This window comes from Deinococcus aerius (assembly GCF_002897375.1).
GTDB lineage: Bacteria > Deinococcota > Deinococci > Deinococcales > Deinococcaceae > Deinococcus > Deinococcus aerius.
Map to the genome: position 1 here is coordinate 68,708 of NZ_BFAG01000010.1, position 25,013 is coordinate 93,720.

A 25,013-nucleotide genomic window follows, 5' to 3' on the forward strand; every position below is an offset into this window, starting at 1 on the left:
CGTCAGAAAGTTCTCCCCACCTTTGGCCCACCTCCCTACAATGACCCTGTGCCCGCAGCCCGGGTGGACAACCCCCTTTCCCCTATGAACCGGCCCTTCCCCTTTCCCTGGTTCGCCGCCGTGCCCCCTATGCTTCTCCTGGGCTTCCCGGTCTGGACGGCCCTCACCGACCTGCGCGCCCATCAACTCGCCCGGCAGGCCGACGTCCGGCAGGACATGGCCCTCTTCGACGAGGCGACCGACCTGCGGCGGCAGGCGGCCCGCCTGAGCCCGGGCGACGCGCAGGTGGAGCTGGCCCTCGCCGAGAGCCTGCGGGGCCTGTGGGCCTTCCGGGAGACGAACGCCCTGCGCCGCGAGGCCGACGCGGCCTTCGACCGCGCGGCGGCCCTGAGCCCCCACTGGCCCGTCCCGCACTACGAACACGCCCGCATGTACGCCTTCAAGGGGCAGTACGCCCGCGCGCTGAGCCTGCTGGAACCCGCCCTGCGGCTCGACCCGAACAACGCCGGGTACTGGCTGGAGCGCGCCCGGTATCTGGAGGCGCTGCACAAGGACACGGCAGCTCGGCAGGCCTACGCGCGCTGCTGGGCCATCGACACGGTCAGGGAATGTGAGACGGCGTTGAAGCGGCTGGGAGACCAGTCGTGAGGCTGCGTCTCGCCGCCGTCCTCGAAGGGCTGGCCCTCGCCCTCGCCTGCCTAACCGTCATGTGGGGGCCGCTCGCGCAGGGGAGCACCTTCGGCTGGGGCATGAGCGGGCTGGTCCTCCTGGGCTGCCTGACCCTCGCCGTCACCCTGCTCGCGCTGAGCGTGCGGGGCCAGGTTCGCGTGTCCAATCCCTGGTGGCTCGCCGCCGCGCTCGCCTTTCTCGCCTGGGTCTGGGCGAGCACGGGCTGGGCGCCGTACAAGTGGGAGGCCTTTCGCTGGGCGGGCGTGTGGACGGCGGTGATCGGCACGGCGGTCAGTCTGCACCTGCTGGCGAGGACCCGGCGCCGGCAGATGGTGGTCCTGACGGTCATGGTGCTGACGGGTGCCGCCGCGCTAGCCCTCGCCTACCTGCAAACGCGCGGCGTGTTCGTGCCGGGCTTCGAGTATTACCCTGGCGCTGGCACCCGAGTCGTCACTGGCCCCTACTTCAACCCCAGCCACTTCAGCGGCTTCCTGATCCCGGTCGCCGCCCTGCTGACCAGCCTGATCCTGTTCACGCGTCCGCACCTGCACACGCTGGCGTTAGCGGGGTTGCTGGTGGCGCTGCACTGGCTGAACCTGAAGACGGACAGCAGCAGCATTCCGGCCGTGCTGCTTGCCACGGGGCTGCCCTTCCTGGTGTGGGTGTGGACGAAACAGCGTGTGGTGGGCAGTATCCTCACGGCGCTCGCCCTAATAAGCGCGTTGGCCGTAGGCGTGTTTTTCCTCCAGCCCGCCGGACAACAGTGGTTCGCCGCACATCAGCAGCAGATGGGCCTGCACCGTGACTGGGGGTCATTTCTGGCTCAGCGCCGAGCCACATGGCGTTACGGACGGGAGATGTGGCGGCAGCATCCTCTAACGGGCGTCGGCATCGGTCAGTTGTCCAGCGAATCCCCAATCTACCGAGGTCCAGAGCGCCAGATCGGGGAGGGCATAGACCGGGGTACTGTGAATTACGCTCACAGCGACAGCTTGCAGCTTCTCGCTGAACTCGGTCTTCCCGGCCTCGGGATCACGCTTTTAACACTGCTTCTGCCCCTGTTCGGCCGCCACCCCAACTCGGTCACGCTCGTCTGGTGGACGACCATTCCCGCCGTATTGTTTGTCGGCCTCTTCGATGCCCACGCCACTGCGATTCCGGGTACGGCGGCAATTCTCTTTGCTCTAGGCAGTTTGGCCGCTGTTCGTCGGGCTACGCGGACGGTGGTGGCTCAGCCCACTTCGGCTTTCCCTACTTTAACGCGGGGGGCGCAGCAAGGCATCGAGGTACACGCCCCACACAGCATTTGACATTGCGTCGTCCGTAAATTCCTCGACGAATCGCTCGCGGGACGCTGCGCCCATTGCCCGGCGTCTCTGTTCATCTGTTGCTAGAGTCCTCAACGCAGACACGAGGGCCGCTTCATCCGCTCGGGGTACGAGCAGGCCATTCACCCCTGGTTGCACTGCCTCGCGCACTCCACCCACGTCACTTGCGATAACAGGCAGGCCAGCGCGCATTGCTTCCAGAATGCTGATGGGGAATCCTTCATAGTTGGAAATCAGGGCGAATACGTCCGCTTGGCAAAGAAGTTCCGGGACATCGGAACGCGCTCCCAGGAACGTGACGCGGTCCTGTATCCCGAGTTCTGCGGCCAGTGCCTGTGCTGCGGGCAGAAGTTCGCCCTCGCCGATCAGCGTGAGTCGTATCTCGGGCACCTGGGCCACAGCGCGAATGAGCGCGGCCTGATCCTTGGGGGGAGCGAAACGCGCAGTCATTACTACTCGGCAAGAACTAGGACTGTCTGGCTGGGTCCTGCCCCCCGCCAGTTCTGGAATGCCGTTATGAATCGTCACCACCTGGCCTGAGTGACCCACGCGGCAGCGGCCTGCCAGTTCCGTGTCGTACCCGGACACTGAGATGATGCGAGTGGCGAGTGGGGCGGCCAATCGCTCCGACCAGATGGCTAGGCGGCGCCGGTTGGCCGACGCTCCTTCCGTAAAGGCCCATCCATGAGCCGTGAAGACGGCCGGTATACCCGCCAGCCGGGCCGCTATCCGTCCCAGCAGACCAGCCTTTGAAGAATGCAGGTGGACAAGATCAGGCTTCAGTTGGCGGAGCAGTTGATGCAGCGCGTGTACTGCTCGAATGTCCTTGCCCGGTGACAGAGGCTGTACCAGCTCGGGTACAAGGTAGACGGGCACGCCCAAGGCGCGAGCCTGCTGGGTGAGCCAGCCCTCCGCAGAGGTGGCGAGGGCAAGTTCTGCCTGCTCGCGCATACAAGCAAGCAGCGTTCGCACATGGGCTTGTGCCCCACCATGTTCGGCGAGGGTGATGACGTATAGAAGTTTCACTAAGCCCTCAGCACACTATGAGTGTGCTTTGTGTCTTCAGCACTCTCATTGACGATCCTAGCGACGGCAAGACCTAAAAGAATCCAGGGAAATGGTAAATTTGTTATTGATCCAGGACCAAAAACCAACATGGGAAACGCAACGATGTATCCTGCTAGTATACAGTTCAGTAGGGAAAAATCTTTCCTAAAAGCAATTATTATATTGATGAGTACATTGAGATAGCCTAATAAGAATAGAGTTAATGATATGATGCCTCCATTTATTGCGTTCTCCAGCCACCAATTATGTGCATTTATGTTACTCTCTACCGCTAATTCGGGAATGTCTTGAAACATATATTCAACAGCCGCTGATCCATATCCTATAATTGGATTACTCTTAAAGTATTCCAAGCCAAATTGTACAGCTTTGCCTCTCGCTGTTGCGTCGAAGCCCCCATCATTTGATAGTAGTTGTGGTATAGTTGAAATCTTTGCGGCAATGGGCGCAGGAAGGATGGAGCTGTAGATATGTTCTCCGAAAATGAAGCCCACAACTAGTAGTATGGACGATATAAGTATTGTACGGGTGCGCCTTTGGGTTCTGCATATAGAATACATAATAATGGTGCTGAGTGCGGATGAAATAAGGGAAGATCGTGAACCTGTGAGAAAAATTACTAAAATTGACAGTATGGCTGTTACGCCGAGCCTAATGTTTATTGCTCCCTTGTTGATTATATATAGTAATATTCCCGGTAAAACGGAGGCTAGAGTAAATCCCAGAGATATTGAGTTTGGGAATATGCCTACAACCTCGTTCGTAAAATTATATTGTCGAGATATATGTGGTCTGTAGTCGAAGGAAAAATCTACTAATGCAAAACCAAGGGAAACTGCAATGATAGAGAATATCAAGGCTTTGGCATGAGAGCGGTTTTGTCCGGCTTTTAGAGCTATAAGCAGCGATAAAAGATTGAATCCACTTAACACTACATACCTGCTTGCCCCATCTTGATTGGGAGACCAAAGGGAAGATAGTGATATGTACAAAAACCAGAGCACGAAAGGTGTTATTAAAAGCATGGCCTTCCTACTCGTGGTTACTTCCTTCTCGCCTATTAAAGTCAGTGCAATCAAAAGTATTGATACTAATAATCCTAGCTTTCCTATTGAGAGAGAACCCACGCCAGGCATAGAGAAGGGTAGAACCAGTGCGAAATCGAATGAATAGAGGAGCAAACAAAGTATGTAGAACACATTAAGGCTCATATCGTGTTTTTCCAAAGATCTAATAGGTAATTGGCAAACATATCGATTGTGTGCTTTTCTTTGACTAACTTGGAACCATTCTCTGCTATTGTTTTCCTGTGTGCCTCATCCTGTAGGGCCTTTTGTATTTCAAAAGCTAAGGCGCTGGGAGACTGATTTATAAGGACACCTGTAAATTCGCTAATTACAAGACGGCCTGTTTCGCCCACATTAGTAGCAATAACAAAATTTTCTGATGCCATTGCTTCTAACAATGCTTGTGAAGGGTAATTCTCGGTCTTTTGAATCGATACAAATACTTTTGACTCCGCAAGTATACTTTCAATATTTGCTTGGCGACCAACTACAATATGACTGGATAACCCATATTCGATTATACTATTTTCAACGGCATCTTTAAGTGGGCCATCTCCAGCTATATAGGCCGTCCAGTCTTGATTACCGTTTGTGTATATTTGATGAAGTGCTTCTGTAAATAGCAATGGGTTTTTTTCATCTATAAGCCTTCCACTGAATACAATTATATTTTTCTTGCTCGCACTTGGCTTGAATTTATCGTAATCAGTAAAGGAGCAAGGTGTTACGTGAACCTTATCCTTTATATTTCGATCACAATTATCAAGAAATGAAGCATACAGAGCATCTAGAGCGTCTGCTTTGAGCCAGAGAAATCGACTCAATATGGAGGTGGCTAGGGGAGTTTTTACTCTATGAGCGAAAGCACTAAGAGCTATGGTGTGAACGAAAGCAATATTTTTTGGAAGCATTATATACAATGGGAGTAGTTTGAATTGTGGAAGCGGAAAATGGACCACCTGAATCTTCTTAGCAATCAGTATCCTGAGAACCTTGATGCAGTAAGATAAAGAACTGCTTTCTTCTAATTCAATTAAATTGTGCGAGGAGGATTCATTTATTGCTCCTATTAAGCGAAGATCATTCCCTAAACCTTTATTAATAATAAGGTAAATGTCGTTATGATTAATCAGGTGCCTCCAAACTCGTGCAAAACGTCTTTCTGCTCCCCCACCCCCTTTGATGTCTTTACCATACATAACAATCGCAACTTTCATTTCAAAAGACTCCTATATATATTGAGTATGCTTTTTGCGGCTTCTACTGAATTCAGATTGCGCTCTGCATATCTTAGCGATCTATCCGAGAACTCCTCTCGTAGCTCTATATCCTCTAATAAACGGTTGATTGCCATAGCTAACTCATCACTGTTGCCAACGCCAACGAGCAGTGCATTTTGATTATGGTGAGCAATTTCAGGGATCCCCCCTACATTGGTTGAAACAACTGGAACGCCCTCCATCATTGCCTCCATGATAACCGTTGGCAGGCCCTCTGAGTAACTTGGGAGTATCAGAATTTGGGACATCGCAATCTCTTTGCGTACTACCATATTCTCCAATTTGCCAAGTAGGACAATGCTTTTGCCGGCAGGAAGTAATTTTGCTTGAGTCTCTATAAATTCTCTTTCTTCCCCATCCCCGACTAGTACGAGATTTGTCGCGTTAGATTTTTTAAAAGCAGTAATTAAATCTCTTATGCCCTTTGTCTTTATAAGATTGCCAACGTATATAATTCGCTCAAGCTTTTCGACGTTAACTACTGATGGATCAACACCATTATATATAACTTCCACTGATCGGCTTACTATAGATTTTACAGACTCAGAAAGAGCGCGACTTACTGTTATAACTTTGTCTGATGTGGTTAAAGCTAGACGAACCCCTATTTGCGCATCAATGGTTCTTTTGGGTAAAGTATTAATGTCTGAACCATGACAGGTGATTACTACAGGGACTCCACAATCTTTGCCTGCTAATGCGGCGGCCAGACCATACGGATAGGCGAAATGAGCGTGAATTATATTGTAATTATTTTGCCTAATTTTGGATCGAATTATACTTCGCATTTGTAGGCAAGCCATCCAGTGCGATGAGTTTTTTGGCAAGCTGATAATTTCTCGAGTTTCAACCTTAATACCATCGAATATATATTCATGCGGTAGGCTTTCGATCTCCTGCCATCTTGGGTTATATCTCGCAATGAATTTTGGGACGTACTGTTTGAAAAATAAAACGTCATTAGTAATTTCGCCTACCTCAATTAACCTTTTCACTTGTGTGTGTAAGAATATTCCGGCATAGGGGTGCGATCCCCTCGGATAGAAGGGCACTACTGTTAATACCTTCATGTCAAATCCACCATCCCTTAAATCGCACAATTAGTATCATGGCGGCAATGAGCGATAGTAAACAGATTGTAATATTAAATGGAATGCGAAGGGCGTTAATAATTACGCAGTAAAGTAGAATCGGTACGACGGACAACAATATGATTGGGGTCGCCTCTAAACATATAGAGTACAGACTGATTCTCTGCATACTGAGGAACCAGTATAAAGCACAGAAGGCGATCAAACAATTTCCCAAGGTGACAAATATAGCTAGGTTTGCGAGAGAGGCGCTTTGGAAAAATGGAATTAGTATAGCTAAAGCGCGCGTTACTAATTCAAAAACGGCGAATTTGAAGGAAGCGCGTTGTCTACTCTTATATATCAAAACCGAACTCAATGAACTGGAAGGCACCCATAAGATTATCCAAACTGCAAAGTAGCCTAAGTAGAGTCCTATATCCTTCCATTGTTGTGGTAGCAAGGCAGTTGAGATGAAATTAGAATATATTGCTACCCACAGCATTGATGGTACAAGAAATATTAAAAGAGTCTTAACTACTCTTTTGATATTGAAAGCCATTTCATCTTCAGATCTATAAGATGATTCCTTGAGTAGAACCAAACTTATTGATTGACTAATCAGGGGAATGGGAAGAGAAACAAGTCGGAGTGCAAATAGAAATGACCCGGCATTATCTTTATATAGTAAGGGTAACAGAAATGCTGGTAATTGAACACTAATAACACTAGATAGTGAAGTCAATAAATTAAATTTGACGAAATCAAAATTTTCTTGCACCACGGCTTTAACCTGAACAAACCTAAGAGGGCCTCTATCTTCTTTACGTGGGCTGGCCCTTCTTATGATTAGTAAAGATGCCAGCCTACCTAGTACGTCGCCCAAAACAAGGATTGCGCCGCTACGAAGAAATGAAAACAGGCTCTGTAAAATACTGCTAACACCTGGCGTTGCAATTCTAGTAATTGCCATTGATTGTGTATTTTCTTCCCGCATAGCAAGTTGATATGCTACGTTAAGATGTCCTGATGCGTAGACACCCAATCCAGTAAGAACGGCATAAAGAAAGCCTGACTTTATACCATATAGATGATTGAAATAGAAATAAGACGCGATGCCAACAAAAACGCTAGAGCACGTGCCAAGATATTTAGCTGATCGGGCTAGAAGGAATGTTTTACTATTAGGAGCAGTGATCAGAATTTGCTCTAAGCGCAAGGAATAAAACACGGCAGATACGCCTATAATAGCTGAATACGTTGCATACACGGTGTATTCATTGGGAGTATAGAGGATAGTTAATATAGGTACGAAAGCTATACTAACAAGTTGTCCAACCGCTGATCCACCAAATAGTTTAAGTATATGGCCTATTGGACCATCAATTTTTGGAAACTTCCCTAGTTGTTGCATTAGTCTTCAATTATGAGCGCGGCAACTAAATTACCTACGATGACATCCTGCGCATAAATGGCAAGACTTGGCCATATTGGTAGACTGAGCACCATCTTGCTGGTACTAAGGCTGTTTTTCACAGGAGCATTCATATTTTTATAAATAGGGAGTTCATTCTGAGGCACTGGGTAATACACCATTGTCCCAATCCCCTGTTCCTCCAACCGCTGCTGCACCTCATCGCGGTCGGCTTCGGTCAAGCAGATTGTGTACTGGTGGAACACGTGCCCCTCGCTCAGTTCGGGAGTCACGATCCCGGGCACGTCCTTCAGCAGTTCGTTGTACGTGGCGGCCACCTGGCGGCGCCCCTTGTTCCAGCGGTCGATATGCGGCAGCTTCACACGCAGAATCGCCGCCTGAATGGTGTCGAGGCGGCTGTTGTACCCCAGCATCTCGTTGTGGTACTTCTTGCGCGAGCCGTGAGCACGCAGCATCCGCGCCAGCTCGGCCACCCGGTCGTCATTCGTGACCAGCAGGCCGCCGTCCCCGAACGCGCCCAGGTTCTTGCTGGGGAAGAACGAGTAGGCGCCGACATGGCCGATGGTGCCCGTCTGCTTACCCTTGTACCGTGCGCCGAAGGACTGCGCACAATCCTCGATCACCAGCAGGCCGTGCTCCTCGGCGATGGCCATAATCTCGTCCATAGCACAGGGGTTGCCGTACAGGTGGACGGGCATGATTGCCCGGGTGCGCGGGGTGATCTGCTCCCGAATCCGGGCGGGATCGATGTTGTACGTGCGGGGATCAATGTCCGCAAAGACCGGGGTAGCCCCCACGCTGCTGATGCTCTCGGCGGTGGCGAAGAAGGTAAAGGGCGTCGTGATGACCTCGTCGCCGGGGCCGATACCCAGGGCGCGCAGGCCGATGATCAGGGCGTCCGTGCCGCTGTTGACACCCACAGCATGTTTTACGCCGAGGTAGGCGGCGGCCTCCTGCTCGAAGGCGAGAACGTCGGGCCCCATGATGAAGTGCCCCGAGCGCATGACCCGCTGGATGGCGGCGTTGAGTTCGTCCCACAGCTCGTCGATCTCCGGGGAGAGGTCGAGGATGGGAATCCGGGTGATGTCGGTGCTGGTCACGCGAGTCTCCTGATTTCGGTGTCGCTGATCTTCTGGTAGGTGTGGCCGGTGCTGTCGGTGACCGTATCGCCCTGGGAAAAGTCCAGGATGTCACCGCTGGCGCTCATCCAGCCGATCTGACGAGCAGGCACGCCTGCCACCATCGCATATGCGGGCACGTCCTTTGTGACGACTGCACCGGCAGCCACGAAGGCCCCCTCGTGTAGCGTCACTCCGGTCACGATGGTGGCATTGGCACCGATGCTCGCCCCCCGCCCCACCCGGGTCACGGTGTAGTCCGCGCTGGTGTTGCGGGGAAACTCGCTGCGCGGCGTGCGGACGTTGGTGAAGACCATGCTCGGGCCGCAGAAGACGTAATCCTCCAGGATCACGCCCTCGTACACGCTGACGTTGTTCTGAATCTTGACGCCATTGCCGATGGTCACGCTGTTTGCCACGAAGACGTTCTGCCCCAGCGAGCAACGTTCACCGATGACGGCGCCCGGCATGACGTGGCTGAAGTGCCAAACCTTGGTGCCCGTGCCGATGGTCGCGCCCTCGTCCACGTAGGCGCTCTCGTGCTTCCACCACCCCATCTCAGGACCTCAGGAAGCGGTGGCCGGTTTCGGCAGCAGGGGAGACGAGCGGGGCACAGCGAATCCGCGCGACGGTGGCGATGGCCTCGTAGGTGTCGTCCAGGCTGAAGCCCTGGCCCGCCAGCGTGCGGCGGTAGACCTCGGTGTGCAGGTCGGTGAAGCCCTCGCTGAACTCGATCTCCTGCCCGTCGATCGTGATGGACCGGTACGTCCGTTGCCCCTTCGCGCTCAGCTCGGTCGGAATATAGGTCGGGTCGATGGAGAGGAACCAGCGCACGCGGGCGCGTTCGAGTTCCAGGTAGCCCGCACAGACGGTGTCCGTCCGCTGGTGGACCTCCACATGCTCGATGCGCCCGAACATCCAGGCGAGCATGTCGTAGAAATGCACGCCGATGTTGGTGGCCAGGCCGCCGCTCTGCTCCACCCGGCCCTTCCAGCTCCGCAGGTACCAGGTGCCCCGGCTGGTAATGTACGAGAGGTCGACCTCCCGCTTGCCGCCCCCCTCCCCGTCGAGCCGTGCCTTGAGGGCTTCGAGGGCAGCGTGTGCCCGCAGTTGCAGGATGGTCCAGACGCGGCGCCCCGTCTCCGCCTCCACCTCCTTGAGCGCGGCGATGTCGCCCGGGTTCAGGACGATGGGCTTCTCGCACAGGGCGTCCGCGCCCGCCCGCATTGCCATGCGGATGTGCGCGTCGTGCAGGTAGTTGGGGCTGCAGATGCTGACGTAGTTCACACCTTCACCCTGGCGCTGGGCGTCGTAGAGGTAACGCTCGAAAATCTCAGGCTGCGTGAAGAACTCCGCTTGCGGGAAGTAGGAGTCGAGGATGCCGACCGAGTCGAAGGGATCGAGGGCCGCCGCGAGCTCACTCCCGGTGTCCTTGATCGCCTTGAGATGACGCGGCGCGATGTAGCCGGAGGCGCCGACGAGAGCGAAACGGGTCACAGCAGAGCCACTTTCTCGCTGCTCAGGCCCCGGGTGGCGTACCGGGTATCCAGAATGGCCTGGGCCTTGTCCACCACGCGCGCATAGTCCACATCGCTGTGCTTGGTGGTGATGATGACGAGATCGGCCGCCTCCAGCACCTCGTCCGAGAGGTCGACGCCGCTCGCCTCGACGCCGTGTTCCCTGACCTCCGGCGTCCACGAGTCGTGGAACGTCACGTTTGCCCCGGCCCGTGCCAGCAGCTTGTAGATCTCCAGGGCGGGCGACTCTCGGTAATCGTCCAGGTCACTCTTGTAGGCCATGCCGAGCAGCAGCACGTTGGAGCCGTTCAGCGGCTTGCGGTGGGCGTTCAGCACGCGCGCCGCCTTGTCCACCACGAACTCCGGCATCTTCCGGTTCGTTTCCCCCGCCAGAGCGATGAAGTGCGTCTGGAAGTTGTACTCGCGCGCCTTCCACTCCAGGTAGTGCGGGTCGAGCGGGATGCAGTGCCCGCCCACACCGGGGCCGGGGTAGAAGGGCATGATGCCGAACGGCTTGGTGAACGCCGCGTCCAGCACCTCCCAGACGCTGATCCCCATCCGGTCGCACAGCAGGGCGATCTCGTTCGCCAGGGCGATATTCACTGCGCGGAAGGTGTTCTCGTACACCTTGACCATCTCGGCGGCCTTGGCGCTGCTCACTGACACGACGTGGTCGATGGTCTGCCGGTAGAACGCCAGAGCGACTTCCAGGCTCGCGGGGTCGTTGCCACCCACCACCTTGTTGGTGTTCTTGGTCGTGTACCGGGCATTGCCGGGGTCAACTCGCTCTGGCGAGTGCGCCAGGAAGAAGTCCACACCTGCCCGCAGCCCGCCCGCTTCCAGGATGGGCTTCATGACCTCCTCGGTCGTGCCGGGGTAGGTTGTGCTTTCCAGGCTGATGAGCTGGCCGGGGCGCAGGCGCCGGGCGATCTCTGCGGTGACGTGGCGCACATAGCTCAGGTCCGGGCTGAGGTTGATGTCGAGCGGGGTGGGCACACAGATCACGAGTACGTCGAGGTCGGCCACCACCTCGAAGCTCGTGGAAGTGGACACCAGCCCCCGCGCGACGATGTCCCGCAGGTCCTCGTCCTGAACGTCGCCGATATAATTCTCGCCTCGTGCCACCTTCGCGGCCCGCTCGGGGTTGCGGTCGATCCCGGTGACGTGAAAGCCGACCTTGGCCTTTTCCACGAGGAAGGGGAGGCCCACGTACCCCAGACCGATAACACCGATCCTGGCCGTGCGGTTTTCAATCCGCCCGATCAGGGCAGCCGCGTGACTGACTTCAAGCACATTTGTCATAACAACCTCAGGGAAAGCAACGCTGCGGCGGAACTCTCAGCGCGCGCCGAATCCGGTGCAGATCGTCCACAGCGTCTTGGCGACGATCCGGGCGTCCATCCAGAAGGAGAAATTCTTGATGTAGTACAGGTCGTAGCGCAGCTTCTCCAGCGTCTCGTCGGCCCCGGAGGCGTAGCCGTGCGTGACCTGCGCCCAGCCGGTGATGCCGGGTTTGACCCAGTGCCGCACCGGGTAGAGGTGCAGCTCGCGCTCGAACTGCTCGACAAAGGCCTGCTGCTCGGGGCGCGGTCCGATGATGCTCATGTCGCCGCGCAGGACGTTCCAGAACTGCGGCAACTCGTCGAGCCGGAACTTGCGCAGGTACCCGCCGAGCCGGGTCACCCGCAGGTCACCGGCCTGGGCGAAAGCGGCGCCGTGTTTCTCGGAATCGCGCTTCATGGTGCGGAACTTGGCGATGCGGAAGGGCCGACCATGCTGCCCCACCCGCCACTGCCAGAACAGCACGGGTCGCCCGGCGTCGAGGGCGACCAGCAGCGCTACCACCAGCAGCAGCGGCAGCAGCACCGGCAGCGCTGCCAGGACGGCGACGATGTCGAAGAGGCGCTTGAGGACGGCATAGGTATCGTCGAAGTTCGTCTGGTCCATCCGGCCCGTGTGCAGGTGTTCCAGCGCCACCCGCCCGTGCAGTTCCTCACCCAGCGTGGCGGGCGTCCACACGGGCGTGCCTGACGCCTGAGCGTGCAGCACCAGCTCCAGCCACTCCGGGCAGGAGGGCGCGGACGGGTCGAGCAGCAGGGCATCCACCTCGCGCAGCGTGACCTCCCGGGGCGCGTCGAGGCGGACGTAGTGGACCCGGGAGTGGTGGGGGAGGGAGTGGCTGGCATTCGCCGAGGTGCCGATCAGGACCGGGGGCGTCATCCGCCGCAGCGCCAGGCGGGCCAGGATCATGGTCATGCCCCAGACCAGGGGCAGCAGCAGGAACTCGCCGGGCGGGAGGGCGAGGTGCGAGAGCCCCGCTAGCCCCAGCGCCAGGACTGCCGCCAGCAGGGGCGTGGTGACCGCCCGGGCGTAGGGGTCGAGCGCCAGCGCGTGCCGGTTCTCCCGGGTCACGACCCAGGCGGTCCAGGTCGCCAGCAGCCAGAGCGCCGCCACGGCCCAGGTTGCCCCAGGCATCAGACCACCCAGCAGCAGGCTCAACAGGGCGGCCGCCCCCAGATCCAGGGCCGTGAGTGCCGTGAGAAGCTTGAGCCTTAGGTGACTATGCTGAGACGGATGGAACCGGTTGACGATCATGAACCCCCCTCTGACTTCAGGTTAGCTTAATCTGACCGGGCAGCAACCAAATGTAACGCTGAGCGCGGTGGCCGGGAAACGCCCCGCTAGGGCGATCTAAACGGAACTGTATAGGTAGGCGTCGTACTCATGGCGCTCATGTGCGGGATGTGTTCTCCCCACTCGCTGGGCCAGTGTAAGAGAAAGATGTCAGGGGTGCCTACGAAAACTTCATACTTTTGGGGTGCGGGTGGGAGGGTGTTCACCCGGCTGTGCCCCATCCTGGGAGCGGTGGGTTGGGGGCGTGGCGCCGGGGACCGGGCGTCCCCGCTTCCGGGCAACAGGAAGCTGCCCACGGTCCTCGCCGTGGCGCTGACAACTTGACTTTCGGGGAAGAGTGAACGTGACGTGGATGGAGAACACCTCACAGCCACGTGGGTCCCCGCGGTGGGGGGAGGCGAGTGCGCGCCGCGTGGTGGGGGCGGGGACACTCGGAAAGAGGCCCTGAGAGCTGCCGAGAAGCACCTCGACCGTTGCGGGTTGGAGTCGGCGAAGGGTCCGGGGGCCGGCCCTGCTCGTCAGCCCGGGCGTTCCCCCAGGAGTTGCCGGGCGAACATCAGCACGAAGCGGGGGTTTTGCCGGACGTAGCGCTTCCACAGCCGCCGGGGCTCCATCGCCAGCCGGAAGAGCCACTCCAGCCCCAGCCGCTGCATCAACCCGGGCGCCTGCCGGACCCGCCCCGAGTGGAAGTCGAAGGCCGCGCCCACCCCGAGCATGGTGAGGGGCAGCACGCCGTGGTGGCGGTACATCCACCACTCCTGCTTGGGGCAGCCGATGCCCACGAAGAGGATGCGGGCCCCCGAGGCCAGGATCTGCCGCACATCCTCGGCGTCCTCCTTGGGGGTCAGGGGGCGGAAGGGCGGGGCGATGGCGCAGGCCACCTGAATGCCGGGGAACTCGTGGTGGAGGAAGGCCTTGAAGTCGTGCAGGCTCTGCGGGGTGCCCCCGTACAGGCCGATGGGCACCCCTGCTTTCGCTGCCGCCGCGCAGATGTGCAGGGTCAGCGTGGGGCCATAGACGCGCTCGGCGCCCGGAACGCCCAGCAGCTTGAGGGCCCAGACCAGCGGCACCCCGTCGGGCGTGACCAGATCGGCGGAGTTCGTGACCGCCTGAAACTCGGGGTCGTCCACCCCCTCCATCACCATGTGGACGTTCGCGGCGTGGACTCGGCGGGAGCCCCCGGCCCGCGCCCAGGCGAGGACGTCGGCGGTCGCCCGGGCGTAGCTCGTCGCGTCGATCCGGGTGCCCAGGATGGGGCGGGAAGAGGGCCGGTCGGACGGGCGCGGCAGGGGGGTGGGGAGGAGTTCGGCTATCATCACGCCAGTGTACGCACCCCGGCGGCGGGGGGCGGGAGGATGGCTGGAAATCCCCCACCCATCACCGCCCGCCCCCACCGGGAGACGTTCCGGTAACGTCCCGGAGCCGATCTTTCGGGAATGAAATCTCGGGTACGGCGGTACGTCTGGCATCTGAAGCGCCACGACGCCTTCTGGATGGCGCTCATGGCCTGCGGAATCGTCCTCCTGACCCTGTTGATCGTGCAGGTGCTGCGTTGACGGGTGCCCAGACGGGCCGTGGCGTACCGGCATGTGCGGGGCGCCGCCGCGCCAGCAGGCCCGGGCCGACCGCCCTTGTCCATCCGCTCTGGTGAGGCACATCTCCGGCCGGGAACATGATGCCGACCGCCGAACAGCTCGCCGCCAGGGCCACCGTTCCCGCCCGGGAGCCGCATCGGAAACGGTCCCCCGCCCATGCTCGCGGCCCGTCCTGAGCTTCGGGGCGCCGCTCGATCCCGGCTCCGGGCTGGACCCGGCATTGCGGGCCGCCGTCCCCCCATTCCAGTGTCCACCGCTGTCCTGTGGCGCCCCGCCTCAGCCCGCGTCCCCCTCCACGTCGGTGAGGTCCATCGCGCGCAGCTCGGGGGCGAGGAAGGCGGTCACGCCCACCACGAGCAGCGTGACCAGGCCGCCGAGCCACACGCTGCGGGCGGTGCCCAGCAGGCTGGCGGCCACCCCGCTCTCGAAGGCGCCGAGTTCGTTGCTCGCCCCGATGAACATGGAACTGACGGCACTCACCCGCCCGCGCAGGTGGTCGGGGGCCTTGAGGCGCAGGGTGGCGCGGCGCACGACCATGCTGATGCCGTCGAACAGCCCCGCGAACACGAGCGCCGCCACGCTGAGGACGAGGTTCCGCGACAGCCCGAAGACCACCATGCACACCCCGAAGCCCGCCACCGCCCCCAGCAGGGTGCGCCCGGCATTCTTGCCTGGCGGGCGGCTGGTGGCGTACAGCATCACCGCGAGCGCCCCGACGCTGGGCGCCGCGACAAGCACCCCCAATCCAGTCGGCCCCACCCGCAGGATGTCCGAGGCGAACACTGGCAGCAGCGCCACCGCGCCCCCGAACAGCACGCTGAAGAGGTCGAGCGCCATGCTCCCCACCAGGACCTGCCGCCGCAGGACGAAGGCCAAGCCCTCCTTGATGCTCTGCCATACGGGCTCGCCGGGCACAAACTGGGGGCGTGGCTTGGGCCGGATGAAGGCCACGCACCCCAGCGCCACCCCGAAGAGCGCGGCGGCGAAGAGGTACGACCCGCGCGCCCCCAGCGCCGCGTACAGCACGCCGCCGAGCGCCGGGCCCGCGATGGCCGCCGCCTGCCACACGCTCGCCTGCCACGCCGAGGCGCGCAGCAGCAACTCGCGCGGCACGACCTGCGCCTCGAAGGCCGGGAGGGCCGGGTCGGAAAAGCCGCGCGCCAGCCCCAGGCAGAACACCAGCGCCAGAATGGGCCAGACGCCCACCCCCGCCCCCAGCAGCGCGTACCCGGCAAACAGCAGCGCGCACCCGACCTCGACGGTCGTGGTGGTCAGCAGGATGCGGCGCCGGTCGCTGCGGTCGGCCACCACCCCGCCGAAGAGGGCCAGGCTGAGCGCCGGAATCGCCTCCACCAGCCCCAGGAGGCCCAGCGTGAGCGGGTTTTTCGTGAGCTGGTAGAGCTGGTAGGCGACGGTGAGCGCCACTGCGCGGCCCGCCAGGGTGCTGCACAGGGTGGCGAGCAGCATGGCGCGAAATTCGGGAAGTTGCAGGACGGCCCGGGTGGCGGGGTCCCTGGCGAGGGCCAACATGGGCGCACTCTAGCGGCCCGGTGCAGGCAGGAGCCCTCCGGCAGTCACGGCTTATGATGGTTGGACCAGTACACATGCAGTGCAAATCGTCGCGGGAGTCGTCAACAGGTCGGGGACGTTTGGCCCAGCAACGTGGATAGGGCGAGGAGCGGCGAATGGAACGTGTGGTGGTGACGGGTGTGGGGGTATGCAGTCCCCTGGGTTCGGGGGTCGGGGAGTTCTGGCGCCGATTGCTCGCGGGACAGACGGGCGTTCGGGGGCTGGAGGGCACGGAGGCCGAGGCGCTGGGCCTGCGGGTGGCCGCGACGGTGCCCGACGAGGACCTCGAGCCCCACCTGGACCCCAAGGCGGCGCGCCGCATGAGCCGCTCCTCGCGCCTGGCGCTCGTGGCTGCCGGGGAGGCGGTGCGCCGGGCGGGCCTGGACGCGCCGGGCGTGGACCGGGAGGAGGTCGCCGTGATCGTGGGCAGCTCCATCGGCGGCTACAGCGCCAGCGAGGCCTCGTTCAGGGCCTTTTACCGCCAGGAGTCGGTTAGCCCCTTCACCATCCCGCTGTCCATGAACGTCGCGCCCGCCGCGAACATCTCCATCCACCACGGCTTTCAGGGCCCGCTGCTCTCGGTGGACGCCGCCTGCGCGTCGGCCGCCCACTCCATCGGGCACGCCTTCGGCCTGATTGCCAGCGGCGCGGTGCCCGTGGCCGTCACGGGTGGGGCCGACAGCCCCTTTTCCCCCGCCGTCGTGCGCGCGTGGCGGGCCCTGCGGGTGCTGTCCGACTGGGCGGGTCCCGCGGAGGAGGCGTGCCGCCCCTTCAGCGCCGACCGCAGCGGCCTGGTGCTGGGCGAGGGCGCCGGGATCCTGGTGCTGGAGGCCGAACGCTCGGCCCGGGCGCGCGGCGCGACCATCCTGGCCGAACTTGTGGGCTACGGCGCGAGCTCGGACGCCCACCACCTCACCCAGACCGAGGCCGCGGGGCCGGTCCTCGCCATGCGGCGGGCCCTGCGCCAAGCCGGGGTGGACCCCGGGCGGGTGGATTACGTCAATGCCCACGCCACGGCCACGCCCCTCAACGACAAGACGGAGACCCGGGCGATCCGGGAGGTGCTGGGGGAGCGCGCGCCCCGCGTCCCGGTGGTCGGCAACAAGGCGGCGCTGGGCCACGCGATGGGCGCGAGCGGCGCCCTGGAACTCGTCAGCGTGGTGCTCTCGCTGCGCGACCAGGTGGTGCCGCCCACCCTCAACTGCCGGGTGCCCGACCCCGAGTGCGACCTGGACTACGTGACGGAGGGCTGCCGCCCGTGCCGGGTGGAGTACGCCCTCAGCAACTCCTTCGCCTTCGGCGGCAGCAACGCCGCCCTGCTGGTGAGGGCCTACAGGCCGGGCTGACAGCAGCGGAGGGCCAGGTCCAGAGTTGGTCCCCGGACGCCCCGTGAGGAGGAACCTGCCAGGTCTTGGAAGCAGGGGCACCCTCCTCCCACGCGGGGGCGGAAAGGAGGGGCGCCCGTCTGGTGGTGACAGCGATTTCTCAGCAGTAAGGTCGAAGGGGACCCTGGCTCTCCTTTTTTAACGTTCTACCTGGCCTGCTGCTTCCAAGAGCCCAGAAAGTGATTGACAGCGGTTTCAGAACATGCGTATGCTCTTCCCAAGCACATATGGAACCTACTGTGACGCTCGCGGAAGTGGCGCGTGCAGCCGGAGTGTCGGCCAGCACGGTCTCCCGGATTCTCAATGGCACGGCGAACGTGAGTGCCGAGAAGCGGGAGGTGGTCGAACGCACCCTGACGCGGCTGAACTACCGGCCCAATGTGCTTGCCCGCGGCCTGGCGAGTGGCCGGACCATGAGCGTCGGCGTCCTGACCCAGGACATCTCCAGCCCCTTCTACGGCGACACGCTGCGGGGGCTGGAGCAGGGCCTCGCCCGCAGCGGCTACCACCCGGTCGTGATCAGCGGCCACTGGCGGGCGCAGGAGGAGATGGAGGCCATCGATTTCCTGGTCACGCGCCGGGTGGACGGCATGGCCGTGCTGGGCGGCGTCGCTCCCGACGAGCGGCTGCGCGAGGTGGCGGGCCAGGTGCCCCTCGTCGCCCTGGGGCGCAGTGTGCCCGGGCTGGAAGCGCAGTGCTTGCGGCTGGACAACCACAGCGGGGCGTATGCCGCCACCCGCCACCTGATCGACCTTGGCCACCGCGCCATCGCCCACATCGCCGGGGTGCCGTCGCACCGGGACGCGCAGGACCGCCTGTCCGGGTACCGCGCCGCCCTGGAGGACGCCGGGCTCCCCTTCGACCCCGACCTCGTGCTGGAGGGAGACTTCCTGGAGCAGTCGGGCTTCCTGGCCGCGACCCGGCTGATCGAGGGGCGGCGGATGTTCACGGCGATCTTCGCGGCGAACGACCAGATGGCCTACGGGGCGCGCCTCGCCCTGTACCGCCGCGGCCTGCGCGTGCCCGAGGACGTGTCGCTCGTGGGCTTCGACGACCTGCCGGGCTCGATCTACACCACCCCCCCCCTCACCACCGTCCGGCAACCCACTTACGAGATGGGCGTGGCCGCCGCCGCCTGCGTCCTGGGGCTGCTGCGCGGTGAGCCTCCCGAACTGCCCCCCCTCGGCGTTGAACTGATCGTCCGCGAGTCCACCGCCCGCCGCCGCCTGTAGGAGAACCGCCCCCGGGCCGGGAGGAGCCCTGCCGCCACGAATGAAAGCGTTTTCAAGTTCAAAGACCATTTTTCGTCCCCGGAGGACCGTATGAAAAAGACCCTGACCGCCCTGACCCTCGCCCTCGTCGCCAGCGTCGCCGGAGCCCAGACCAAGAAGACGATCACGGTCGGCGTGTTCCCGGACCTCGACAGCGTGGTGAAGGCCGCCCTGCCGGGCTTTTACAAGACGCACCCCAACATCGAGGTCAAGATCAACTCGCTCGCCTACGCCGACCACCACAACGCGCTGACCACGGCGCTCTCCACCGGCTCCGGCGCGAACGACGTGGAGGCCATCGACTTCGGCTACATCGCCAAGTTCGCGGAGGGGGGCGGGCTGGTGGACCTCAGCAAGGCGCCCTACAACGCGGGCAGCCTGCGGTCGCGCTTCGTCGCCTACACCATGCCGCAGGCGACCACCCAGGATGGGCGGATCGTCGCCATCCCGACCGACATCGGGCCGGGCAGCATGTACTACCGCACCGACTTCCTGAAGAAGGCGGGCGTACGGCCCATCGACCTGACCAAGAGCTGGGACTCGTACATCGCGGCGGGCAAGAAGATCGTGGCGGCCAACCCCGGCACCTTCCTGATCCCCGACGCCTCGGAGGTCGCCACCATCATCATCCGCACGGGGCTCCAGCCGGGCGAGGGGCTGTACTTCGACAAGAACAACAAGGTCCTGGTCGGCCCGAACAACCCCCGCTTCGTGCGCGCCTTCACCGTCGCCAAGCAGATCCGCGACGCGAAACTCGACGGCAAGGTGGGGGCTGCCTTCAGCGCCGACTGGACCACCGGCTTCCAGAAGGGCAACTTCGCCACTGAGGTGAGCGGCGCTTGGCTTGTGGGGCACATGCAGAACTGGCTCGCCAAGGACTACGCGGGCAAGTGGAACGCCGCCCAGCTTCCCGGCAACACCTTCACCTCGTACGGCGGCTCCTTCTACGGCATTCCCGCCCAGAGCAAGAACAAGGCCGAGGCCTGGGAACTCATCAAGTACCTCACCACCAACCCCGACCAGCAGGTGCTGGCGTTCAAGACGACGGGGGCGTTCCCCGCGCTCCTCGCCGCGCAGAACGCGCCGCTCTTCAACGAGGGCGTGCCGTACCTCGCGAACCAGAAGGCCCGCATCCTGTGGCGCCAGGCCGCGCTGAAGATCAAGCCCATCGACGTGAACCGCCTCGACCCGGTCGCCGAGCAGATCGTGAACGACTCGCTGAGTGCGGTGCTCGACGGCTCCAAGACCGTGCAGCAGGCGCTCACCGACGCGCAGGGACTGATCCAGCGCCGCGCCCGCTGAGGGCCGTTCCCGGGGGTCGCCACCACGCGGCCCCCTTTTTGAAGAAGGAGCCCGGCCTTGCAAGCGCCCCTGCCCACCTCGGCACGCCCCCGCCTGACCCCGCGCGCCCGCTGGGACAACTTTCAGCGGCGGTACGCGCCCTACATCTTCATCAGCCCGTTTTTCATCCTGTTCGCCATCTTCGGCCTGTTTCCCATCGTGTTCTCGCTGTACCTGGCCTTCCACTCGTGGCAGCCCGCCGCCGGGCTGGGCGACATGAAGCTCGTGGGCTGGCGCAACTTCACCGACAACCTCACCGACCCCACCTTCTGGCAGTCGCTGAGGAACACCATCGTCATCGGGCTGGAGTCGGGCATCCCGCAGCACCTGATCGCCATTCCGCTGGCGTTCGCCATCCACATGGGCCTGAGGCGGATGCAGGGCATCCTGACCGCCCTGTACTTCGCCCCCTACATCACGTCCGTCGTGGCGATCACGGTCATCTTCTTCACGCTCTTTAGCTGGCAGTACGGGGTGGTGAACGCGGTCCTGACCAGCCTGCACAACCTGCCCGTGATCGGCGGCCTCTTCCCGGAGGAGAAGATCAACTGGCTCGGGAACCGCAACTTCGTGCAGCCCGCCGTCGCCACCGTCGTGGTGTGGCGGTACGTCGGGTGGAACGTCGTGCTGTACCTCTCGGGTCTCCAGAGCATCCCGAAGGATCTGTACGAGGCGGCCAGCGTGGACGGCGCGACGACCTGGCAGCAGTTTCGCTTCATCACGCTGCCGCTGCTGCGCCCGATCATGTTCGTGGCAGTCACGCTGACCCTGATCGGGAACCTGCAACTGTTCGAGGAGCCGTACATCCTGACGGGCGACTCGGGCGGCATCGGGAACATGGGCCTGACGACCGTGATGTACATGTACCGCACGTACAACTTCTACGGCGACGCGGGGCTGGCGGCGGCGATGTCGTGGCTGCTCTTCATCGTGATCGGCGTGCTGACCCTGGTGAACAACCGCATCTTCGGCCGCAGCGGCCTGGCGAGGGCCGACTGATGCGCCTCCCCGAAAGGAACTGACGTGGCGACCCTCGCCCCCACCGTGAAGGCCCCCACCCGCCCGCGCGGCACGGTCCGGCCCCTCAGCCGCTGGGCCGCCGTCGCCCTGCTCTTCCTGGGCGCCCTGCTGACCGTCGCGCCCTTCTACTTCATGTTCGTCTTCGCCACCCACACCCGCGCCGAGATCTTCCAGATTCCGCCGCCCACGTGGTTCGGGGAGGCGGCGGGGCGCAACTACGACAGCCTGCTCGAACGCCTGCCCTTCTGGCGCAACCTCTGGAACAGCCTGTACCTGGCGCTCATGAGCACCGTCACCACGCTCTTCTTCTGCTCGCTGGCAGGGTTTGCGTTCGCCATGTACAACTTCCGCTTCCGCGAGGGGCTGTTCGGGGTGGTGCTCGCCACGCTGCTGATCCCCAGCGCGCTGAATATCGTGCCCTTCGCGCTCATCATGCAGGCGCTGGGCTGGATCAACACGCCGCGCGCCCTGTGGGTGCCCGGGATGGCGAGTGCCTTCGGCATCTTCCTCATGCGGCAGTACATCGGGAGCGCGATTCCCAAGGAACTCGTGGAGGCCGCGCGCATCGACGGGGCGAGCGAGTTCGGCATCTACCGGAAGATCATCCTCCCGCTGTGCGGACCCGCTCTCGCCACCCTCGGCCTGGTGACGTTCGTGAACTCGTGGAACTCCTTCGTGGGGCCGCTGATCATCTTCCGCACCGCCGAGACGTACACGGCGCCGCTGGCCCTCCGCAGCCTCCAGGGCATCGCCAACACCGACTGGGGCGCCCTGATGTGCGGTGTGGCCCTGACCGTGCTGCCCCTGCTGATCGTGTTCGTCTTCTTCTCGCGGCAACTGATCGAGGGGCTCACCTCCGGGTCCTTGAAGGGATGAGGGTGCGGCGGTTCCTGCTCCCCCTCCTCCTGAGCGCCACCGCTTCCGCCGCCCCCGCCACGCTGACTGTTGCGGGTCCGGGCACCCCCATCGCCCCCCTCGCCGTGAACGGCTTCAACACGAGCTGGCAGATGCCGCTCGCGGAGGCCGTGGACGCGGTGCGTTCCGTCGCCCCCACCTCCCTGCGCTTTCCGGGCGGGAACGTGGGGGACGAGAACGACCTGACCGACAAGGCGCTGGCGTACTTCAAAGCGAACCTGGGGCTGACGGGCGGGAATACCGCCGCCATCGTTCAGACCCGGGTGTTCGCCACCCGTTCGGACGCCCGCAATCGTCCCGAGGACGCGGCTCAAGCTGCTCGTGATGCCAAAGCCCTAGGCCTCAATGTCACCTACTGGGAGATCGGCAACGAGCCCGACCTCTACGCGACCAACCGGGGCGACCCGAGCTGGACGCCGGAGCGGTACTGCCAGACCTTCCGCGCCCAACGCGGGGCCATCCTGGGGGTAGACCCGGGGGCGAAGTTCGCCGGACCCGCTGTCTCCAAGGGCACGGGTCCCGCGATGACGTTTCTCGAAGGCTTCGTCAAAGCCTGCGGGGACGTGGTGGACCTCCTGACCTGGCACGAGTACCCGACGGACGGCACGGCCACGGACGAGGAGGCGCTGGCGACGGCGCCGAGCGTGACCCAGCACGTGGGCTTCGTGCGTGACGTGCTGCGCGACCCGGACCGCAATCCCCTCGGGCACACGCGCGACATCAGGCTCGGCGTCACCGAGTACAGCCTGTCCTGGCGCAGCGACCGCCCCCGGCACCTCGCCGATCAGGTGGGGGCGCTGTGGGCCGCCGAGGCCGACCTGCGGCTCGCGGAGGCGGGGGTGAACGTCACGAGCTACTTTGCCATCGTCGCGGCGGGGAATCATGGCCTGGTGGACCTGGCGGGCGTTCCGCGCCCCACGCTTTACGCCTTCCAGCAACTCAAGCACTTCCGGGGCACCGCCCTGCCCGTGCAGTCCAGCGACCCCGCCCTGTGGCCACATCTTTCCGAGGACGGCCCCCTCCGCACCCTGCTGGTGACGAACACGGCGACGGAAGCCCATCAGCTCACGACCAACATGCCCGGTTACACCCTGATCGGCGCCAAGACCTTTACCGAGCAGACCGTGCAGGACGAGGCGGACTTCATTCGTCTCAAGCTCGGTCCCACCCTCGACCTCCCCGGACGGTCCCTCACCCGGCTCGTCTACAAGCGCCTGCCCTAATCACATTCCATTCAGCCGAGGACCTGCTCCATGACCATCACCCGCAAGGATTTCCCCGACCGATTCGTGTTCGGCGTCGCCACGTCCTCCTTCCAGATCGAGGGGGCCACCCGGGAAGACGGGCGCGGCCCCTCCATCTGGGACACCTTCTGCCGCGAGCCGGGCCGTATCCTCGACGGCACGAACGGCGACGCGGCGTGCGACCACTACCACCGCTGGGCGGAGGACCTCGACCTGATCCAGAGCCTCGGCGCCGACGCCTACCGCTTTTCCATCGCCTGGCCGCGCATCCAGCCGGAGGGCAGGGGGGCCGTCAACCCCAGGGGGCTCGACTTCTACGACCGCCTGGTGGACGGGATGCTGGAGCGGGGCCTGAAGCCCTACGCCACGCTCTACCACTGGGACCTGCCGCAGACGTTGCAGGACGCGGGCGGCTGGGCGAACCGCGACACCGCCCACCGCTTCGCCGAGTACGCGCGCCTCGTCGCCGAGCGGCTGGGGGACCGGGTGACGAGCTACGCCACCCTGAACGAGCCGTGGTGCTCCTCCATCCTCAGCTACCAGATCGGGGAACATGCGCCGGGGTTGCGAAACCGCAAGCTCGCCCTCGCCGCCGCCCACCATCTGCTCGTGGGGCACGGGGAGGCGGTGGCGGCGATGCGCGACGCCCTACGCGACGCCGAACTCGGCATCGTCCTCAACCTTCAGCCCACGTACCCCGCGTCCGAGAAGCCGGAGGACGTGGCCGCCGCCCACCACGCGGACGGGACCTTCAACCGCTGGTTCCTCGATCCCCTCTTCAGGGGCGAGTACCCGCAGGACATCTGGGAGGCCTACGGCGCGGACGTGCCCGAGGTGCAGCCCGGCGACCTCGCCTGCATCGCGCGGCCCCTCGACTTCCTGGGCGTGAACTACTACAGCCGGGGCGTGAACAGCGCGAATGGCAGCGTGCGGCCTCCCGACTCGGCCTACACCCACATGGGCTGGGAGGTGTACCCCCAGGGGCTGACGGACCTGCTCGTGCGGCTGAAGGAGGACTACGCCGCGCCACCGCTCTTCATCACCGAGAACGGGGCCGCGTATCCCGATGAACTCACGGGGGACCGTGTTCACGACCCGGAGCGCATCCGGTACTTCGAGTCGCACCTGGAGGCCGTGGCGCAGGCCGTGCGGCACGGCGTGGACGTGCGCGGCTACTTCGCCTGGAGCCTGCTGGACAACTTCGAGTGGGCCTGGGGGTACAGCCGCCGCTTCGGGCTGGTGTACGTGGACTATGCCTCGCAGCGCCGGGTGCCCAAGGACAGCGCGCTGTGGTATCAGGGACTCCTCACCGGGCAGCCCGAAGGTGTACTCCTGCCCGCCACCGACTGAGACAAGTTCCGGTTGAATAGTTCTGAAAGAACTATTCAACCCGACCGGAGGGAGAAGGAAAGGATACGGATTCCAGAATGGAGTTCTCCTTCGGCGCTTTCCCAGAGGAGAACGGAATGGCCGGAATCCGTATGCCG

At 62.3% G+C, this 25,013-nt stretch carries 21 protein-coding genes; 9 read left to right on the forward strand and 12 right to left on the reverse strand.

Translation table 11 applies throughout. The features are described 5' to 3' along the window. Positions 1–48 precede the first annotated feature (48 nt). Positions 49–648, forward strand: a complete 600-nt coding sequence (locus DAERI_RS14045) for a tetratricopeptide repeat protein (RefSeq protein ID WP_235610399.1) — start codon at positions 49–51, stop codon at positions 646–648. Next, positions 645–1,979 (forward strand): O-antigen ligase family protein, encoded by a 1,335-nt coding sequence (locus DAERI_RS14050; protein ID WP_103130062.1) that lies wholly within the window; start codon positions 645–647, stop codon positions 1,977–1,979. Before DAERI_RS14045 ends, DAERI_RS14050 begins: the two co-directional genes overlap by 4 nt. On the opposite strand, the gene DAERI_RS14055 is transcribed toward DAERI_RS14050, so the two are convergent. From DAERI_RS14055 to DAERI_RS14105, 12 genes are all read right to left on the reverse strand, one after another. Continuing rightward, positions 1,926–3,023 (reverse strand): glycosyltransferase family 4 protein, encoded by a 1,098-nt coding sequence (locus DAERI_RS14055; RefSeq protein WP_103130063.1) that lies wholly within the window; start codon positions 3,021–3,023, stop codon positions 1,926–1,928. The genes DAERI_RS14050 and DAERI_RS14055 overlap by 54 nt on opposite strands. Next, complete coding sequence (locus DAERI_RS14060; protein WP_165794213.1) at positions 3,023–4,201, reverse strand: O-antigen ligase family protein; 1,179 nt, start codon at positions 4,199–4,201, stop codon at positions 3,023–3,025. The genes DAERI_RS14055 and DAERI_RS14060 overlap by 1 nt, the downstream gene beginning before the upstream one ends. A gap of 71 nt (positions 4,202–4,272) precedes the next feature. Beyond that, positions 4,273–5,349: a glycosyltransferase family 4 protein gene (locus tag DAERI_RS14065; protein ID WP_103130160.1), complete on the reverse strand. Its 1,077-nt coding sequence runs from the start codon at positions 5,347–5,349 to the stop codon at positions 4,273–4,275. Then, positions 5,346–6,407, reverse strand: coding sequence for a glycosyltransferase (locus DAERI_RS22060; RefSeq protein ID WP_165794214.1), 1,062 nt, complete (start codon positions 6,405–6,407; stop codon positions 5,346–5,348). Before DAERI_RS22060 ends, DAERI_RS14065 begins: the two co-directional genes overlap by 4 nt. 76 nt (positions 6,408–6,483) lie before the next feature. Further along, positions 6,484–7,896: an MATE family efflux transporter gene (locus DAERI_RS22065; RefSeq protein WP_133162040.1), complete on the reverse strand. Its 1,413-nt coding sequence runs from the start codon at positions 7,894–7,896 to the stop codon at positions 6,484–6,486. Next, positions 7,896–9,017 carry a DegT/DnrJ/EryC1/StrS family aminotransferase gene (locus DAERI_RS14075; protein ID WP_201262763.1) on the reverse strand — a complete coding sequence of 374 codons (1,122 nt, stop codon included), beginning with the start codon at positions 9,015–9,017 and terminating at the stop codon, positions 7,896–7,898. Before DAERI_RS14075 ends, DAERI_RS22065 begins: the two co-directional genes overlap by 1 nt. Then, on the reverse strand, positions 9,014–9,592 hold the full coding sequence (locus tag DAERI_RS14080; protein ID WP_103130064.1) for an acyltransferase: 579 nt from the start codon (positions 9,590–9,592) through the stop codon (positions 9,014–9,016). The genes DAERI_RS14075 and DAERI_RS14080 overlap by 4 nt, the downstream gene beginning before the upstream one ends. Position 9,593: 1 nt before the next feature. Next, a complete protein-coding gene (locus DAERI_RS14085; protein ID WP_103130065.1) occupies positions 9,594–10,532 on the reverse strand; it encodes a Gfo/Idh/MocA family oxidoreductase in 939 nt (312 codons plus the stop codon). Further along, the gene (locus DAERI_RS14090) at positions 10,529–11,854 is read right to left on the reverse strand and encodes a nucleotide sugar dehydrogenase (RefSeq protein ID WP_103130066.1); all 1,326 of its coding nucleotides are present in this window, start codon (positions 11,852–11,854) and stop codon (positions 10,529–10,531) included. The genes DAERI_RS14085 and DAERI_RS14090 overlap by 4 nt, the downstream gene beginning before the upstream one ends. A gap of 36 nt (positions 11,855–11,890) precedes the next feature. After that, entirely contained in the window at positions 11,891–13,147 is a 1,257-nt protein-coding gene (locus DAERI_RS14095) for an exopolysaccharide biosynthesis polyprenyl glycosylphosphotransferase (RefSeq protein WP_103130067.1), read from the reverse strand. A 557-nt stretch (positions 13,148–13,704) separates the two neighbouring features. After that, positions 13,705–14,502 carry a WecB/TagA/CpsF family glycosyltransferase gene (locus DAERI_RS14100; RefSeq protein WP_103130068.1) on the reverse strand — a complete coding sequence of 266 codons (798 nt, stop codon included), beginning with the start codon at positions 14,500–14,502 and terminating at the stop codon, positions 13,705–13,707. 555 nt (positions 14,503–15,057) lie between these two features. Beyond that, entirely contained in the window at positions 15,058–16,311 is a 1,254-nt protein-coding gene (locus DAERI_RS14105; RefSeq protein ID WP_103130069.1) for an MFS transporter, read from the reverse strand. 155 nt (positions 16,312–16,466) lie between these two features. On the opposite strand from DAERI_RS14105, the gene DAERI_RS14110 reads away from it, so the two are divergent. From DAERI_RS14110 to DAERI_RS14140, 7 genes are all read left to right on the forward strand, one after another. Beyond that, positions 16,467–17,696: a beta-ketoacyl-[acyl-carrier-protein] synthase family protein gene (locus DAERI_RS14110; RefSeq protein WP_103130070.1), complete on the forward strand. Its 1,230-nt coding sequence runs from the start codon at positions 16,467–16,469 to the stop codon at positions 17,694–17,696. Positions 17,697–17,962: 266 nt separating this feature from the next. Beyond that, positions 17,963–18,967, forward strand: coding sequence for a LacI family DNA-binding transcriptional regulator (locus tag DAERI_RS14115; RefSeq protein WP_103130071.1), 1,005 nt, complete (start codon positions 17,963–17,965; stop codon positions 18,965–18,967). A gap of 90 nt (positions 18,968–19,057) precedes the next feature. Further along, positions 19,058–20,308 (forward strand): ABC transporter substrate-binding protein, encoded by a 1,251-nt coding sequence (locus DAERI_RS14120; RefSeq protein ID WP_103130072.1) that lies wholly within the window; start codon positions 19,058–19,060, stop codon positions 20,306–20,308. A gap of 57 nt (positions 20,309–20,365) precedes the next feature. Further along, entirely contained in the window at positions 20,366–21,346 is a 981-nt protein-coding gene (locus DAERI_RS14125; RefSeq protein ID WP_103130073.1) for a carbohydrate ABC transporter permease, read from the forward strand. Positions 21,347–21,370: 24 nt separating this feature from the next. Then, complete coding sequence (locus DAERI_RS14130) at positions 21,371–22,243, forward strand: carbohydrate ABC transporter permease (protein ID WP_103130074.1); 873 nt, start codon at positions 21,371–21,373, stop codon at positions 22,241–22,243. Next, positions 22,240–23,505 carry a glycoside hydrolase family protein gene (locus DAERI_RS14135; protein ID WP_235610400.1) on the forward strand — a complete coding sequence of 422 codons (1,266 nt, stop codon included), beginning with the start codon at positions 22,240–22,242 and terminating at the stop codon, positions 23,503–23,505. The genes DAERI_RS14130 and DAERI_RS14135 overlap by 4 nt, the downstream gene beginning before the upstream one ends. A 30-nt stretch (positions 23,506–23,535) precedes the next feature. Then, positions 23,536–24,876, forward strand: coding sequence for a GH1 family beta-glucosidase (locus DAERI_RS14140; protein WP_103130076.1), 1,341 nt, complete (start codon positions 23,536–23,538; stop codon positions 24,874–24,876). Positions 24,877–25,013 lie beyond the last annotated feature (137 nt).